Below are 17,307 nucleotides of genomic sequence, written 5' to 3' on the forward strand. Positions count from 1 at the left end.
AGGGCGTCCCAGGCGGGGGCGTGGCCGTGGGCGCGGGCCTGGTAGGCGGTGGTGAGGTCGTCCGTGAGGGGGCGCATGGACCAGCCGTCACCGGCGATGTGGTGCAGCACCAGGGCGAGCAGGTGCTCCCCGGGCGCGAGGGTGAACAGCGCCGCACGGAGCGGCAGTTCGTCGACCAGGTCGAAGGGGCGGGAGCAGAGCTCCGCGATCTGCGTGCGGGCCTCGGTCTCGTCGGCCTCGACGACGGTGAGGGGTACGAGCGCGGGAGCGGCGGGGTGGATGTGCTGCCGTGGTTCGCCGTCGCTCTCGGGGAAGGTGGTGCGCAGCGTCTCGTGCCGCTCGACCACGTCGTCCAACGCGGCCTGCAACGCGGCGACATCCACCGCCTCACCCAACCGCAGCACCACCGGCATCGCGTACGCGCTGGTCTCGCCCTCCATCTGGTTGAGGAACCACAGGCGGCGCTGGGCGAAGGAGAGGGGCAGCACCTCTGGACGCTCCGCCCTGACCAGCGGCGGCAGTGCGGTGGCGGGCCGGGCCGTAGCGAGGCGTTCGGCCAGGGCGGCGACGGTCGGTGCTTCGAAGACGTCGCGGACGCCCACCTCCGCGTCGAACTCGGCCCGGACGGCCGCGACCAGGCGCATCGCCAGCAGGGAGTGGCCGCCGAGGTCGAAGAAGCTCTCGTCGATGCCCGGCTCGTGCGCGGCGCCCAGTACCTCGGCGAAGATCCGGCACAGGGCGGCCTCCCGCTCGTCGCGCGCGGCCCGCCCGGCCGCGGCCTCCTGGCGCGGCGGGGCCGGCAGGGCGCGGCGGTCCAGCTTGTTGTGCGCGGTCAGCGGCAGCGCGTCGAGCACCACCAGCGCGGAGGGCACCATGTAGCCGGGCAGCGCCTTGGTCAACTCGCGGCGCAGAAAGGAGGGTTCGAGGTCGGTGCCGGGCACCGGCACGAGGTAGCCGACCAGCTGCCGATCGCCCGGCCGGTCCTCGCGGACCACCGCGGCCGCCGCCGCCACCGGCTCCAGCGCGGTCAACGCCGCCTCCACCTCGCCCAGTTCGATCCGGAAGCCGCGGATCTTCACCTGGTCGTCCAGCCGCCCCAGGAACTCGACCGCGCCGTCCGGCAGCCGGCGGGTCAGATCGCCGGTGCGGTACATCCGGGCGCCGGGCTCGCCGTACGGGTCGGGGACGAAGCGTTCGGCGGTCAGGCCCGGCCGGCCCAGATAGCCGCGGGTCACCTGGGCGCCGCCGATGAGGAGTTCGCCCGGCACCCCGACCGGCACCGGCTCGCCCCGGCCGTCCAGGACGTAGGCGCGGACGTTGCCCAGCGGGCGGCCGATCGGCACGGTCGAGGTGGCGTCCAGCTCCCGCGTCCGCGGGCGGTGGGTGGTCACCCCGACGGTGGTCTCGGTCGGCCCGTAGTGGTTGAAGACCTCGCACGCGGCGCGGCCCAGCAGCTCGCGCACCCAGGTGCTGTTCGAGCCCTCGCCGCCCACGATCAGGCCCCGGCGGGGCAGCACCCGGTGCTCGGCGGCCGGCCCCTCCAGCGCCGCCAGGTGCGAGGGGCTGATCTTGAGGTAGTCGATCGCGTGCTCGGCGAAGTAGGCCGCCAGCAGCCGCCCGTCCGAGGCGGTCTCGGCGTCCACCATGTGCAGCGTGCCGCCGCCCAGGAGGGCGGCCGAGAGCACCGTGACGCAGGAGTCGAAGGTGAACGGCTGCACCATCGCGTACCCGGCCGTTGCCGCCAGGCCCAGTGCGGACACCACCGCGGCACGGTAGTTGAGCACCTGCCGGTGCTCGACCACCACGCCCTTGGGCCGCCCGGTGGACCCCGAGGTGAACAGCACATAGGCCGCCTGTCCCGGGTCGACGGCCACCTCCGGGGCGGTGTCGGGCAGCGCGTCGAGCACCAGCTCCTCCACCACGACCGCCCGCACTCCGGCCGGCAGCAGACCGGCGAAGGCGGCGCGGGTGAGCACCACGGGGGCGGCGGTGTCGGCGAGCATCATCGCCATCCGCTCCCGCGGCTGGGCCGGGTCGACCGGGACGTAGCAGCCGCCGGCCTTGAGCACCGCGAGCAGCGCGACCACGGTCCAGGCGCCGCGCTCCAGGCAGATGCCGACCGGGGTCTCGCTGCCGACGCCGAGCCCGCGCAGATGGTGGGCCAGCCGGTTGGCCAGCCGGTCCAGCTCGGCGTAGCGGTGGGTGCCGTCGGCACCGACCACCGCGACGGCCTGCGGGGTGCGGGCGGCCTGCTCGGCGAAGCGGCCGTGGAAGGTGCCGGCCGGCACCTTAAGAGCGGTGGAGTTCCAGGTGTCCAGCACCAGTTCGCGTTCGGCGGCGGTCAGCAGCGGCAGCCGGCCGATCGGACGGTGCGGGTCGGCGCAGACCTCGCGCAGCAGCGTGGCGTAGTGGGCAAGAAGGCGCTCGGCGGAGCGTTCCTCGTAGCGGTCGGTGCGGTGGACCAGGGTCAGCGCCAGGGTGTCGCCGGTCTCCGAGACGGTGAAGGTCAGGTCCCGCTTGGCGTCGGCCGGACCGGCGCCCTGAAGGGGGCGCAGCACCAGCTCGCCGGAGGCGGCCGCGCCCCCGGCGGTCTCCGGGGCGGCCTGGTCCAGGACGAGCATGGTGCGCGCCAGCCCGTCCGGCGAGTCGGCCCGCAGCTGCGCGGCCAGCTGCTCGAAGGGCACCTCCTGGTGCTGGAAGTCGCGGCGGGTCGCCTCGGTGACCCGGTCCAGCAGCTCGGCGAAGGTCGGTTCGCCGGACAGGTCGCCGCGCAGCAGCAGGGTGTTGACGAAGCAGCCGATCAGGCCCTCCAGTTCGGTGCGCTCGCGGCCGCCGACCGGGGTGGCCACCACCGGGTCCGGCTGGCCGCCGTAGCGGTGCAGCAGCACCTGGAGCGCCGCCAGCGCCACCGTGAAGAGCGTGGTCCGGTGGCGCGCGGCCAGCGCCCGCAGACCGGCCGCGACCTCGGCGGGCAGCTCCAGGCCGTGCGTGCCGGCGCCCGCGCCGCCCGCCGGCCGACCGGTGGCGGTGGCCGGCGGCGGGGTGTCGCTCAGGCCGGCCAGCCGCTGCTGCCAGTAGCCGAGGCTCTCCTGGTAGGCGGCGCCGTCGAGCCGGCCGCGCTGCCAGGCGGCGAAGTCGCCGTACTGCACCGGCAGCGGCGGCAGCGCCGCGCCGGCCGGCCCGTCCGACAGCCGGTAGGCCGCCCCGACCTCGCCCAGCAGCACGTTCACCGACCAGGCGTCGGCCGCGATGTGGTGGAGGGTGAGCAGGAGGACGTGTTCGGCTTCGGCGGTGCGCAGCAGCGCGGCCCGCAGCAGCGGCCCGGCCGCCAGATCGAACGGGGTGTGCGCCTCTTCCGCCAGTCGCGTGCGCACCCGCGCCTCGGCCTCGTCCGCCGCCAGACCCCGCAGGTCGGTCACCGGCAGCGCGAACCCGGCCTCCTCGTGCACCCGTTGCGCCGGCCGGCCGTCCGGCCCGGCGGCGAAGGTGGTGCGCAGCACCTCGTGCCGGGCGAGCACCGCGCGGAACGCCCCCGCCAGCCGCTCGGCGTCCAGCGGTCCGGAACAGGCCACCGCCATCGGCACGTTGTACGCCGCCGACTCCGGGGCGAGCTGCTGGGCCAGCCAGATCTGCTCCTGGGCGAGGGAGAGCGGCACAGAAGCCCCCGGGGCGCGGCGCGGCACACCGGCCGGCGCGGCCGGGCGCCGGGCCAGCCGCTCCCGCAGCCGGGCCTCCAGCCTGGCCCGCTGCTCGGGCGACAGCGCGGCGATCCGGGCGGCGGTGTCGGCGGTGGCGGCCTCGGCGGCGTGGCCGCCGGAGGCCTCGGCGGCGGTGGTGTGGGTGGTGCTCACGGTGCTCTCCCCGGAAAGGTCAGGCGGGCCCGAAGGCGAAGGACGGAAGACGGAGTTCGGCCGGCGGCGGACGGGGCCGGCGGGCCGTGGTCAGAACAGGACGCGGGAGCCGGCGGCGGCCCGGGCGTCGCGGGACTTGCGCAGATCGCGGGCCACGTTGATCCGCTTGAGCCAGCGGTCGGTGCCGTCGAAGCGCGCCGCGAAGGAGCTGCGGCCGTGCACCGCGCGGTAGTTGTCGACGAAGACGATCTCGCCGGGGGCCAGCGCGGCGCCGCCCAGCCCGCGGTCGATCTCCGCCGAGAGGCGTCCGAGCGCGCCGCGGGCCTCCGGGTCCAGCCGGTCCAGGTCCATGAAGTACGGGTCCAGGCACAGGTACGGGTCGCTCGGCGAGCCGAACAGCACCGGCACCGGCGCGGCGTCGTCGCGCATCTTCTTCAGCCGCTCGTACGCCGCGTCCAGCAGCTCGGCCCCGCCCGCCAGCGGACGGCCGGGCCCGCCGTCGAGCATCTGGAGGTGGGAGTTGTCGGGCAGCATGTAGAAGCGCGGCTCGGCCAGCACCCGCCGGTCCTCGGCGGAGATCTCCAGGTCCTGTACGCCGACGAAGGTGGTCGGCACCCGGTCCGGGTTGCGCAGGCAGAGCAGGCCCACGTAGTCGCCCCGGTAGGGGTGGAAGGCGTCCTCGACGTGCCAGAAGATGGTCTGGTTGCTGCCGGTGCCGATCTGCTCGTCCTCGTGGCCCTTGACCGGCAGGACGTCGTGCACCAGATAGCCGTCCTGCTGGGTGGCCCAGGCGAGCGGCTCGCCGAGCAGCGCCCCGCACAGCAGCAGGAAGATCTCCTCGCGGAGCGCGGGGGAGACCGCGGTGCGGTGCTGCCAGTGCGCCGGCGTGGCGCCGATTCGGTCCTGGTCGACGCGGTAGCCGGAGACCACGCAGGCACCGGCCGGCTCGTGCAGCCGGAAGTCGGTCAGGAAGCGGCGCAGCGCGCGGGGCAACCGGTGGGACTGGACGGTCAGTTCGTCCTGGAGGGCCTGGTCCTCGACGCTGTCGTGCCGGTCGGCCAGCTCGTCGAGGAGGGCGGCGACCGCGTCGGCGTCGGCGGGGTCGAGCGTGAGGGTGTGCATGGGGTGGATCACCTCGGTGGTCGGGGAGTGCAGAGGGCTCGGCAGGAGCAGGCGGGATCGGTGGGCTGGGCCTGTCGTCGAGCTCCCGCCCTGCGGGCAGGCAAGGGGACCTCGGCGACGGGGCGTCAGGGCAGCAGCGCGGCCAGCCGGTCGAGACCGGCGGCCAGTTCCTTCGAGGAGCCGCCGAAGCCGAGCCGGATGTGCCGCGGGGCACCGAAGCAGGCGCCGGGCACGACCAGCACCCCGTGCTCACGGTCGAGCCGGTCGGCGAACGCGGTCACGTCCGCCACCGTGGTCAGCTCGGGGAAGGCGGTGACCCCGCCGGCCGGCAGGTCGGCGGCCACCCGGTCGCGGTGCGCGGCCAGCCAGTCGGCCAGCACCGCCCGGTTGGCGGTGGCCTGCGCCAGCCGGGGGCGCAGCAGTGCGTCCGCGTGCCGGACGGCGTGCGTGGCCACCGCCTCGACCAGCGGGGAGAGCGCCAGGCTGGTGTAGTCGCGGCGGCGCACGCAGCCGGCCAGCACCTCCGGCGCGGCCAGCGCCCAGCCGACCCGCAGGCCCGGCAGCCCGTACGCCTTGGACAGGGTGCCGAAGGAGATCGCCCGGGGGTAGCCGGGGGCCGGGTCGGGCAGCGGCGCCCGGTCGTACACCAGGTGCTGGAAGGCGTTGTCCCAGGCGAGCCAAGTACCGTGCTGCGCACAGGCGTCGACGATCGCGGTCTGCTGGTCCTCGGTGACCGTGGCGCCGGTGGGGTTGTGCGGGAAGTTGACCACCACCATGGCGGTGGCCGGGCCGATCAGCGCCAGCAGCTCGTCCTCGTTGGTGACCACGCCGTGCTCGGTGCGCATCGCCCACGGGACGATCCGGCAGCCCAGCGAGGCGGCCACCTCGACCAGCGCGTGGTAGGCGGGCGCCTGCACCACGACCTCGTCGCCGGGCTTCAACAGGGCCTGCATGACGAGGTAGATGGCCTCGCTGGAGCCCTGGGTGGCGATCACCGAGCCGGGGTCGGTGCCGTGCCGCTCGGCGAGCGCGGCGCGCAGCGGCTCACCGCCCAGCGAGTGGCTGTCGCGGAACAGGATGTCGCCGAGCGAGGCGGCGCTGGTGCCGGCCAGCGCCAGGACCTGGTCGACGGTGTAGTTCTCGACACCGCTGCTGCTGATGTCGTAGGTGGTGGTGAAGTAGCGCTCGCGGAGCCAGTCCTCCAGCAGGGCCGGGGCGATGGGCATGGGGACCTCCAAGGGCCGGGTCGGTCGGTTTTCGGGGGCGGACGGGAGGGGCCGGGGTCAGGCGGAGGTGAGGCCGTCCTCGGCCTCCAGCTCGGCGAGCAGCTCCGCCAGGTCGTCCGGGTCGGTCCCCTGGGCCTGGAGCTGCACCACCCGCAGGGCCAACTCGGCCACGGTGGGCGCCTCGTAGAAGACCCGCAGGGGCACCTCGACCTGGCAGGACTCCCGCACCCGGGCGGCGAACCGGGCGGCCAGCAGCGAGTGCAGGCCCAGATCGAAGAGGTTGTCGTGGACGCCGACGGCCGGCAGGCCGAGCAACGCGCCGGCCAGCTCCGCGAGTTCCCGCTCCGCGGGGGTGCGCGGGGCCACCGCGGCGCCGCCGGCCAGCTCGGCCCGGCCGGGCCGGGGCAGCGCGGCCCGGTCGAGCTTGCCGTTGCCGTTCAGCGGCAGCTCGGGCAGCAGCACGAGCGCGGTCGGCACCAGGTACTCGGGCAGCCGCTCGCGCAGCGCGGCGCGCAGCTCGAAGACGTCCGGCTCGGTGCCCGGGGCCGCCACCACATAGCCGACCAGGCGCTTCTCGCCCGGCTCGTCCTCGCGGACCACCACCGCGGCGGCGCCGACCTCGGGCCGCTCGGCGAGCTGCGCCTCCACCTCGCCGGGCTCGATCCGGTGCCCGCGGATCTTCACCTGCTGGTCCGCGCGGCCGATGAACTCCACCTGCCCGTCGGCCCGGTGGCGCGCCAGGTCGCCGGTGCGGTAGAGCCGGGCGCCGGGCTCGCCGAACGGGTCCGGGACGAAGCGCTCGGCGGTCAGGCCCGGACGGCCCAGGTAGCCGCGGGCCAGTCCGGCGCCGCCCAGGTGCAACTCGCCCGGCGAACCGATCGGCACCGGCTGCCCGGCCGGGTCCAGCAGGTAGACGGCGGTGTTGGCCAGCGGGCGGCCGATCGGCAGCCCGTCCCCGTCCACCGGCCGATCGGTCACCCGCAGGGTGGTCGAGGTGCAGGTCACCTCGGTCAGCCCGTACACGTGCACCAGCGGCACCCCGAGCCGCTGCCAGGCGGCCAGCCGGTCCCGGCGCACCCGCTCGCCGCCCATCGCGACGAACCGCAGGCTCGACGGCAGCGCGGCACCGGTGCGCACCAACTCCGCGGTCCAGTCGTGCCAGTAGGCGGTGGTCAGCTCCAGGCCGGTGATCCGGTGCTCGGCCAGATAGCCGGTCAGGTCGACGCCGTCGGCGAGCAGCCGGGCGCCGGGCAGCACCACGGTGGCGCCGGCCGCCAGCGCCGGGAACAGCTCCTCCACCAGGACGTCGAAGCCGGTGGACGCCAGCTGGAGGAAGCGGTCGCCGGGGGCCAGGCGGAACTGCTCGGCCATCGTCAGGGTGAAGTTCACCAGGCCCCGGTGGGTGAACATCGAGCCCTTGGGCGCGCCGGTGGTGCCGGAGGTGAAGAACACACAGGCCAGCGCGTCCGGTTCGGTCCCGGACGGGTGCGCCGGGGCGGGTCCGGCCGGCTCCTCGGGCGCCTCGATCGGGGCGGTCGGCAGCCCGGCCAGGAGCGGGTCGGCGGCGCTGCCGTCGGTGAGCACCAGCTGTGCGCCGGACAGCTCCAGCAGCAGGCGCAGCCGCTGTTCGGGCAGCGCCGGGTCCAGCGTGGTGAACGCCGCACCCGCCTTCAGCACCCCGAGCAGGGCGGTGACCAGCTGCGGCGTCGGGGCCGCGTGCACCGCGACCACGCTCTGCCCGCCGATGCCCAGCCCGCGCAGCCGGGCGGCGCACCGCTCGGCGGCGGCCTCCAGTTCGGCGTAGCTGGTCGTGCGGCCCGCGTGCTCCAGCGCCGGGGCACCGGGGGTACGGGCGGCCGCCGCCGCGACCAGGTCGTGCAGACCGCCGGCCGGGAGCGGACGGGCGGTGGCGTTCCAGTCGGTGAGCACGGTGCGGCGCTCGGCGGCGTCCAGCAGCGGAAGCCGGGACAGTACCGTCTCCGGGGCGTCGGCGGCGGCCGTCAGCAGCACGCCGAAGCGGTGTGCCAGCCGGGCGATGCTCGCCGCCTCGAACAGGTCCGTGGCGTACTCCACGGTGAAGGCCAGCCGCCCGTCCTGCTCGACGGCGGTGAACATCAGGTCCATCAGGCAGGAGCCGGTCTCCGCGGCCAGCGGCTCGACGCGCAGCCCGCCGAATCCGGCCCGCGGCGGACGGGCGCTCTGGAGGGTCAGCATGGTCTGGAACACCGGGTGCCGGGCGGGGTCGCGCTCGGCACCGACGGCGTCCAGCACCTGCTCGAACGGCACGTCCTGGCAGTCGAAGTCGGCCAGCGCACGGGTGCGGGTGCGCGCCAGCAGCTCGGTGAACGCGGGGTCGCCGGACAGGTCGCCGCGCAGCGCCAGGCTGTTGACGAAGCAGCCCACCAGGCCGTCCAGTTCACGCTGTCCGCGGCCGGCGACCGGGGTCCCGACCAGCACCTCCTCGGCACCGGAGAGCCGGCCCAGCAGCGCCTGGTAGCCGGCCAGCAGCACCATGAACAAGGTGGCGCCGTGCCGGGCGCCGAGCGCCCGCAGCCGCTCGGTCAGCTCGGCGGACAGGGTGAACTCGTGGACCGCGCCGGCCAGGCTCGGGGTGGCCGGCCGCGGCCGGTCGGCGGGCAGCTCCAGCACCGGCAGCGGACCGGCCAACCGCTCGCGCCAGTACGCCAGTTGTGCCTCCCAGCGGCCCTCGGCGGCCCGGTCGGCCTGCCAGCGGGCGTAGTCGGCGTACTGCACGGGCAGCGGCGGCAGCTCGCGGCCGTCGTAGAGCGCGCCCAGGTCCTCGACCAGTACGCCCATCGACCAGCCGTCGAGCGCGATGTGGTGGATCACCAGCACCAGCACGTGCTCGTCCGGGGCGGTCCGCAGCAGCAGGGCGCGCAGCGGCACCTCCGCCGCCAGATCGAAGGGGCGGGTGACGAAGGCGTCGACCACCGTCTCGGCCCGTTCGCCGGGGCCGAGTTCGCGGACCGTCAGCGGCGCCTCGCCGACCGGCAGCACCCGCTGCGCCGGCGCGCCGTCCACCTCCGCGACGACGGTGCGCAGCACCTCGTGCCGGGCCATCAGCGCACGCAGGGCGGTGGCCAGCGCCACCGGGTCCAGCGCACCGCCGATCCGCACCGCGGTGGGCACGTGGTACGCCGGATTGCCCGGGGCGAAGCGGTCGAACAGCCACATCCGCTGCTGGGCGAAGGAGAGCGGCAGGGAGCCGGCGCGGTCCACCGGCGTGACCGGCGGCAGCGGCGCGACGTCCGATGCCGGGCCCGCACCGGAGCGCAGCCGCCCGACCAGCTCGGCCTGCGCGGCCACCGTGGTCGCGGCGAACACCTCGCGCAGCCGCACCTCCACACCGAACTCCGAACGCACCGCGCTCACCAGCCGGTTGGCCAGCAGCGAGTGGCCGCCGAGGGCGAAGAAGTCGTCCAGCACGCCGATCTCGGGCAGCTCCAGCAGCCGCTGCCAGATCGCCGCGAGCGCGGCCTCGTCGGCGGTGCGCGGGGCGACCCGGTCCGTGAGGTCGGCCGCCGCGGCCGGGGCGGGCAGCGCGGACCGGTCCACCTTGCCGTTGGGGGAGAGCGGCAGGGCCGCCAGCTCCGTCCACAGCGCGGGGACCAGATGGCCGGGGAGCCGCCCGCGCAGCCAGGCGGCCAGCTCGGCGCTGGAGGTCGACGGGCCGGCGGTGCGGACCGCGGGCGCCCAGTAGGCCGCCAACCGGCGGTCGCCCGGGGCGACTTCGTGGGCCACCACCAGCGCCTCGGCCACCGCGGGGTGCTCCAGCAGCACCCCGGCCACCTCGCCCGGCTCGACCCGGAAGCCGCGGATCTTGACCTGGTGGTCGGCCCGGCCGAGCAGCTCCAGCTCGCCGTCGGCCCGTCGGCGGGCCAGGTCGCCGGTGCGGTACAGCCGCTCGCCCGGCACCCGGCCGTACGGGTGCGGTACGAAGCGTTCGGCGGTCAGACCGGGACGGCCCAGGTAGCCGCGGGCCAGTCCCTCGCCCGCCACACACAGCTCACCGGGCACTCCGGCCGGCACCGGACGCAAGCGCCCGTCCAGCACCAACAGCCGCTGGTTGAGCAGCGGATGGCCGTAGGGCACCGGGCCCGGACCGGCGTCCTCGGGCACCGGGTATTCGTTGTTGCAGAACGCGGCCTCGGCCACACCGGCCGAGTTGACCACCCGGCAGCCGGGGGCGGCGGCGCGCAGCCGCGGCGGCAGCGCGGGCGGCAGGACGTCGCCGCCGATCATCGCGGAGCGCAGGCTGTCCAGCGGCAGGCCGTGCTCCTCGGCGGCGGCCAGCATCGCCTCGGTGCCGGCCGGCCCGATCGACCAGACGGTCACCCGGTGGCGCGCCACCAGCTCGGCCCAGTGCCGCGGATCGCGGGCGGAATCCTGCTCGGGGAAGACGGCGGCGGCGCCGACCACCAGCGGGGCCAGGCAGTCGTGCACGGCCGGGTCGAAGCTCGGCGAGTGCAGCGCGATCATCCGGTCGCCGGGACCGAAGCCGTGCGAACGGGCCAGCCCGGTGAAGGTGTTGACGATCGCGCGGTGGGTGACGGCGACGCCCTTGGGCCGCCCGGTGGAGCCGGAGGTGTACACCAGATAGGCCAGATGGGCCTCGCAGGCATCGGCGGACTCGCCGTCGGCACGGCCGAACTCGGGTCCGTCGGCGGCGATCTCCTCCAGCAGCAGCACCTCGGTGCCGGCCGGGAGCGCGCCCGCGGTGGACCGGTGGGCCAGCACCACGGCCGGCCCGGCGTCGGCGAGCATGAACGCCAGCCGGTCGGCCGGATACGAGGGGTCCAGCCCGAGGAAGGCGCCGCCGGCGCGCAGCGTGCCGAGCATGGCGGCGCTGAGCCCGGCGCCGCGCTCCAGGCACAGCGCCACCGGCACGTCCGGCCCGACGCCGGCCTGCCGCAGCCGGTGGGCGATCCGGCCCGCCCAGGCGTCCAGCGTCCGGTAGTCGACCGTGCCGCCGGCGTCGATCACCGCGACCGCCTCCGGGGTGCGGGCCGCCTGACGGGCGAACCGCTGGTCCACCCGCAGCCCGGCGGGGAACTCCCCGTCGGTGTCGTTCCAGCCGTGCAGCTCCTGCTCCAGCTCGGCCTCGGTGAGCAGCGGCAGCGCGGACAGGCGGGTGTCCGGCGCGCGGACCGCGGCGCCCAGCAGGGTGGTCCAGTGGCCCAGCAGCCGGGCCACGGTCGGGGCCTCGAACAGGTCGCGGGCGAACTCGGCGAACCCGGTGAAGCAGCCGTCCTCCTCGGTCAGTTGCAGGTCCAGATCCAGGTGCGCGCTGTCCCGGGCCACGGCCACCGCCTCGACGGCCAGACCGGCCAGCGCGGGCGTGGCGGCGGGCGCGTTCTGGAGCACGAAACCGACCTGGGCCAGCGGATTGCGCGACAGGTCACGGCTGGGCGCCAGCTCCTCGACCAGCCGGTCGAAGGGCAGCTCCTGGTGGTCGAAGGCGTCCAGCGCGGTGCCCCGCACCCGCTCGACCAGCTCGCCAAAGCCCGGGTCGCCGGCCAGCGAGGTGCGCAGCAGCACCGTGTTGACCAGCGAGCCGACCAGCAGCTCGGTGCCCGGAGCACGGGTGGCGGGCCCGGTCGCCACCACCACGTCCTCGGTGCCCGCATGCCGCGCCAGCACCGCCTGGAACGCGGCCAGCAGCACCATGAACGGCGTCGCCCCCGCCGCCTTGCCGAGATCGCGCACCGCCTGCGAGGTGGCCGCGTCCAACCGCACCGGCACGCTGCCACCGCGGAAACTGCGCACCGCCGGGCGCGGCCGGTCACCCGGCAGCTCCAACGCCTGTGGCGCACCGGACAGTTGCCCGCGCCAGTAGTCCAGCAGCCGCTCGCCGAGCCCGCCGTCCAGCACCGCCTGCCGGCCCGCCACATGGTCGGCGTAGCGCACCGGCAGTTCCGGCAGCCGCACCGGCCGCTGGCCGGTCAACGCGTCGTAGCACGCGGAGAGTTCCGACATCAGCAGGCCGAAGGACCAGCGGTCCACCACGATGTGGTGCAGCACCACGACCAGCAGATGCTCCTGCGGCCCGAGCACGAGCAGCTCGGCCCGCATCAGGGGCCCCTTGGCCAGGTCGAACGGCTGCTCCGCGAGCCGGCCGGCCAGCTCACGGACCTCGTCCTCGCCGGCCCCGGCGGCCTCGGTCACCCCCAACTCGAAGGTACGGCGCGGCAGCACCAGCTGCACCGGGGCGCCGGCCCGGGCCGGGAACACGGTGCGCAGCGCCTCATGCCGGTCCACCAGCAGCTGGAACGCCCCGCGCAGCTGCTCGACGGCCAGCGGGCCGCGCAGCTGCAGCGCGGCTGCGGTGTTGTAGACGCCGCTGGGGCCCTCCAGCCGGTCGATCAGCCAGAACCGGCGCTGGGCGGCGGAGGCCGGCAGCACCTCGGCGGTACGGGGGGCGGTGGCCACGGGAGGCTCCTTCACAGGGACGCGGTCGGGGACGGGGGTGGTGGTACTTCGACTGCTCGCGGGGGTGGTCGTCACAGCTCCCCGCCCATCAGCTCGGCCAGTTCCTCGGCGGACAGGTCGTCGAAGCCGGCGCCGTCGGCCGGGACGGCCTCGCGCACCGGTCCGGCCGTCGCCTCCGGCGCCTCGGCGGCCGGCGCGCGCCGCACCGCCTCGGCGAACTCGCCCAGCACCGGCGCCTCGAACAGCGCCCGCACCGGCAGTTCGCGGCCCAGCGCCTCGCGCACCGCGGCGGTCACCTGGACGGCCAGCAGCGAATGGCCGCCCAGGTCGAAGAAGTTGTCGGCCAGGCCGATCCGGGCCACGCCCAGGACGGTGCTCCAGATCTCGGCGAGCGCCCGCTCGGTCTCATCGCGCGGGGCGAGCAGCGCGGTCGAGCCGGCGGACCAGTCCGGTGCCGGCAGCGCGGCCCGGTCGAGCTTGCCGTTGGCGGTCAGCGGCAGCGCGTCCAGCGTGACGAACGCCTCCGGGACCATGTAGTCCGGCAGCCGCTCCCGCAGCTGGGAACGGAGCCGGGGCACCAGGCCGCGGGCGGCACGGCCGCGGTGCGGATCGTTGGCCCAGTGCGGCCACGGCAGATCCGCGCAGTCCCCGGCGGGCGGCAGCACCGCCGCCGGCTCGGTGCCGGCCGGGCGGAAGGCGGCGTCGAAGCGGCCGAGCGGGTCGCCGGCCGCCCAGCTGAGGTCGACGGCGTAGCCGAGCGCTTCGGCCGCCTCACGGAGCTCCTGCGGGTCGAGCGCGTCGGGCTCCTGCGCACCCTCCGCTTCGCCGGCCCCGCCTGCGAGCCGCGCGGCGATGCGGGCGTCGGCGTGCACCCGGGCGTTGGGGATACCGGTGACGAGCACCGGGGAGCCGTCCAGCAGGGCCGTCGGCTCGCCACCGGTCCACGCCACGGTGCGCACCGCCGCGGCGGCGGGCTCGGTGTCCAGGTGCAGCACCGCGTCGTAGCGGTATCGGGTCATCTCGTTGCGGTCGCGCCCGGGCTTGAGCCGCACCTCCACCCGGCCGATCCGCGGGATCTCCCGGCGCAACGCCTCGAAGAACCGCGGATCCAGCAGCAGTTCGTCCTCCTGCCGTACCGCCTGGCGGACCTGGCGGGCCAGTTCGGCATCGCCCGTCCCCGCCGGCAGGCCCGGCCGGAGCACCGAGACCTGGAAGGCGTCCAGCAGCCCCAGGTGCCGCACATCGCCGACCACGATCCGCCCGCCCGGGGCGAGCCGCTCGGCGGCCTTGGTGAGCACCTCGACCAGATAGCCGGCGCTCGGCAGGTACTGCGCCACCGAGTTGACGATCACCGTGTCGAAGCCGCCGGCCGGCAGGTCGTCCAGCTCGTGTCCGGCCCGGCGCTCCAGCCGCACCTGGTCCCAGCCCGCCGGCAGGTGGCGGCGCACATGGGCGATCGCGCTGTCGGACAGGTCCAGGGCGGTGTACTGCGCGCAGTCGCCGGCGAGCCGGAACAGCAGCAGTCCGGTGCCGCTGCCGATCTCCAGGACGCGCCGCGGCCCGGTGCGCCGTACCAGGTCGACGGTGTCCGCCACCCAGCGCCGCATCTCCTCGGCCGGAATCGGCTCACCGGTGTAACTGCTGGTCCAACCACGGATGTTGAACGTCGGATCGGCCCCGCCGACCTGCTCGTACTCGTCGTAGGCGGTGTCGAAGACGGTGCGCCACCGGGCGACCTGGGTGGCGTCGGCCGCCCGGCCCGGCCCGGCCGCCGCATCCTCGCCGGCCGCCGCGTCGGGGACCAGGTAGGCGACCAGCCCGATGCCGCCGTCCGGCGCCTCGCGGGGCAGCACCGCCGCATGCCGCACGCCCGGGTGGGCGCCCAGCTCCGCCTCGACCTCGCCGAGCTCCACCCGGTGCCCGCGCACCTTCACCTGCTGGTCGATCCGGCCCAGGTACTCCAACGTGCCGTCGGGCAGCCGGCGGGCCAGATCGCCGCTGCGGTACAGCCGCTCGCCGCCGCCGAGCGGGGAGGGCACGAAGCGCTCGGCGGTCAGCCCCGGACGGCCCAGGTAGCCGCGGGCCAGGCCCGCTCCGCCGACGCACAGTTCGCCGGGAACCCCGGGCGGCACCGGTTCGCCGCGCCGGTCCAGCAGATGCACCGCCAGATCGGCGAGCGGGCGGCCGATCACGCTGCCCGGCGCGGCCGGCTCGGCCGGGCCGAGCGCGTGCGCGGTGACGTGCACGGTGGTCTCGGTGATGCCGTACATGTTCACCAGCCGCGGCCCGTCGGGGTGCCGGGCGGCCCAGGAGCGCAGCGCGCCCGGCTCCAGCGCCTCACCGCCGAACACCACGTGCCGCAGCGCCAGCGGACGGTCCACCGGCCCGCCGTCCGCCGCGTCGGCGTCGGCGAACCGGCGGAACGCGGTGGGCGTCTGGCTGAGCACCGTCACGCCCTCCGCGCCCACCAACGCCCGGCAGGCGGCCGGGCTCTGCCGGGCCTCCTGCGGCACCACGGCGATCCGGCCGCCGTGCAGCAGCGCCCCCCAGATCTCCCACACCGAGAAGTCGAAGGCGGCCGAGTGGTAGAGCGACCAGACGTCGTCCGGGCCGAACGGCACGTCCGCCGCGGCCGCGTCGAACAGCCGCAGCACATTGGCGTGGGTGAGCAGTGCGCCCTTGGGGCGCCCGGTGGTCCCGGAGGTGTAGATGACGTACGCGAGGTGGTCCGGACCCAGCGGGGCCGGCTCCAGCGGCTCCGCCGACAGCGGCTGGTCGACCGCCACCACCGGGACGCCGTCGGCGAGTTCGGCGTGCTCCGGGTCGGCGACCAGGGCCACCGCACCGGAGTCGGCCAGCGTGAAGGCCCGCCGCTCGGACGGATGCCGCGGATCGAGCGGGACGTACGCGCCGCCGCTCTTGAGGATGCCCAGGATCCCGGTCACCAGCCGCACCGACGGCTCGACGCAGATCGCCACCCGGCTCTCCGGACCCACCCCCAGCTCCCGCAGCCGCCGGGCCAGCGCGTCCGAACGGCGGTCCAACTCGGCGTAGCTCAGCCGCTCCGTACCGCAGCCGACCGCGATCGCCGCCGGCCGCAGCCGGACCTGCTCGGCGAAGGCCGCCGGCAGGCTGCGCGCCGGCACGACGGCGGCGCGCCGCGCGGCACCGGCCGCCAACTCGGCCCCGCGCTCGGCCCCGTCCAGCAGCGGCAGCGCGTCCAGGCGGGTGTCCGGGGCCGCGACCGCGGCGGCCAGCAGATGCAGCCACTGGTCGATGAACCGGCGCACGGTGCGCTCCTCGTACAGCTCGGTGCTGTAGTCGGCCAGCCCGGTCAGGCCCTCCGGCGTCTCGGTGACCTGGAGGTGCAGGTCGAACTTGGCGGTACCGGTGTCCACTGCCGCCACGTCCATCCGCAGCCCGGGCAGCTCGATGCTGGTCTCCGGGGTGTTCTGCAACACCAGCAGCAGATTGGCGAACGGGGTGCGCCCGCCGGCGTCGCGATCCGGACGGGTCTCCTCCACGATCCGCTCGAACGGCACGTCCTGGTGGGCGTAGGCGGCGAGCGCGGACTCCCGGACGCGGCCCAGCAGTTCGCGGAAGGTCGGATTGCCCGAGAGGTCGGTGCGCAGCGGCAGCATGTTGACGAAGAAGCCGATCAGGCCCTCGGTCTGCGGATGGTTGCGATTGGCCACCGGCGAGCCGACCACCAGATCGTGCTGCCCGCTCCAGCGCTGCGCCACCGCCGTGAAGCCGGCCAGCAGCGCCATGTACAAGGTGGCGTCGTGCGCGCGGGCCAGCGCGGTCAGCCGGGTGGCCAGGTCGCCGTCCAGTCGCCACGGGAAGCAGGCGCCGGCGAAACTCTGCCGGGCGGTGCGCGGCCGGTCGGTGGGCAGGTCCACGGTGCTGGGCGCGCCGGCCAGTCGCTCGCGCCAGTGCGCCAGCTGCGCCTCCAGCGCGTCACCGGACACCCGCTCGTGCTGCCAGAGCGCGAAGTCGGCGTACTGCACCGGGAGTTCGGGCAGCTCGGCCGCGTCGGGGCGGTAGTGGTGGGCCAGTTCGCGCACCAGGATGTCCAGCGACCAGCCGTCCGCCACGATGTGGTGGACGGCGAGCACCAGCAGGTGCTCCTCGTCCGTCAGCCGGACCAGCCGGCCGCGCAGCAGCGGACCGGCGCCCAGGTCGAACGGACGGCGGCTCTCCTGCGCGGTCAGCTCGGCGAGCGCGGCCTGCCGGGCGCCGTCGGCCAGCGCGGACAGGTCGGTGAGCGGCAGCGCGACCTCGACGTGGGCGTGCACGACCTGCTCGGGCCGGCCGTCCTCGGCGTGGAAGGTGGTGCGCAGCGCCTCGTGCCGGGCCACCACCCGGCCCAGGGCCCGTTCGAGGGCGGCGGCGTCCAGGCAGCCGGTCAGGTGGACGGTGCAGGCGATGCTGTAGAGCGGGCTCGGGCCGGCGAACTGCTCGACGAACCACAGCCGTTGCTGGGCGAAGGACAGCGGCAGCCGGGCCCCTTCGGGGCGGCGGGCGATCAGGGCGGCGGCGCCGGCGCGGGCGAGGCCCTGCTGCTGGAGCAGCTTGGCGAGCAGACGGCGCTTGTCGGCGGAGAGCGCGGAGCGCTGGGGTGACTGGCTCATGGTGATCCCGGGCGGTCGGAGGCG

5 protein-coding genes are annotated in these 17,307 nt (G+C 75.8%); all 5 read right to left on the reverse strand.

All coding sequences use genetic code 11. The features are described from left to right. Positions 1-3,851, reverse strand: a 3,851-nt coding sequence (locus ACIQE0_RS30925) for an amino acid adenylation domain-containing protein (RefSeq protein ID WP_402338516.1), incomplete at its 3' end; no start/stop codon positions are given. 90 nt (positions 3,852-3,941) lie between these two features. Further along, complete coding sequence (gntD, locus tag ACIQE0_RS30930) at positions 3,942-4,973, reverse strand: guanitoxin biosynthesis L-enduracididine beta-hydroxylase GntD (protein ID WP_402338519.1); 1,032 nt, start codon at positions 4,971-4,973, stop codon at positions 3,942-3,944. Positions 4,974-5,098: 125 nt separating this feature from the next. Then, entirely contained in the window at positions 5,099-6,199 is a 1,101-nt protein-coding gene (gene vioD, locus ACIQE0_RS30935; protein WP_402338522.1) for a capreomycidine synthase, read from the reverse strand. A 57-nt stretch (positions 6,200-6,256) separates the two neighbouring features. After that, a complete protein-coding gene (locus tag ACIQE0_RS30940; protein WP_402338524.1) occupies positions 6,257-12,649 on the reverse strand; it encodes an amino acid adenylation domain-containing protein in 6,393 nt (2,130 codons plus the stop codon). 71 nt (positions 12,650-12,720) lie between these two features. Next, the gene (locus ACIQE0_RS30945; RefSeq protein ID WP_402338526.1) at positions 12,721-17,283 is read right to left on the reverse strand and encodes an amino acid adenylation domain-containing protein; all 4,563 of its coding nucleotides are present in this window, start codon (positions 17,281-17,283) and stop codon (positions 12,721-12,723) included. Between the last annotated feature and the right edge of the window lie 24 nt (positions 17,284-17,307).

Source organism: Streptomyces sp. NPDC093097, from assembly GCF_044754325.1.
Taxonomy (GTDB): Bacteria; Actinomycetota; Actinomycetes; order Streptomycetales; family Streptomycetaceae; genus Streptomyces.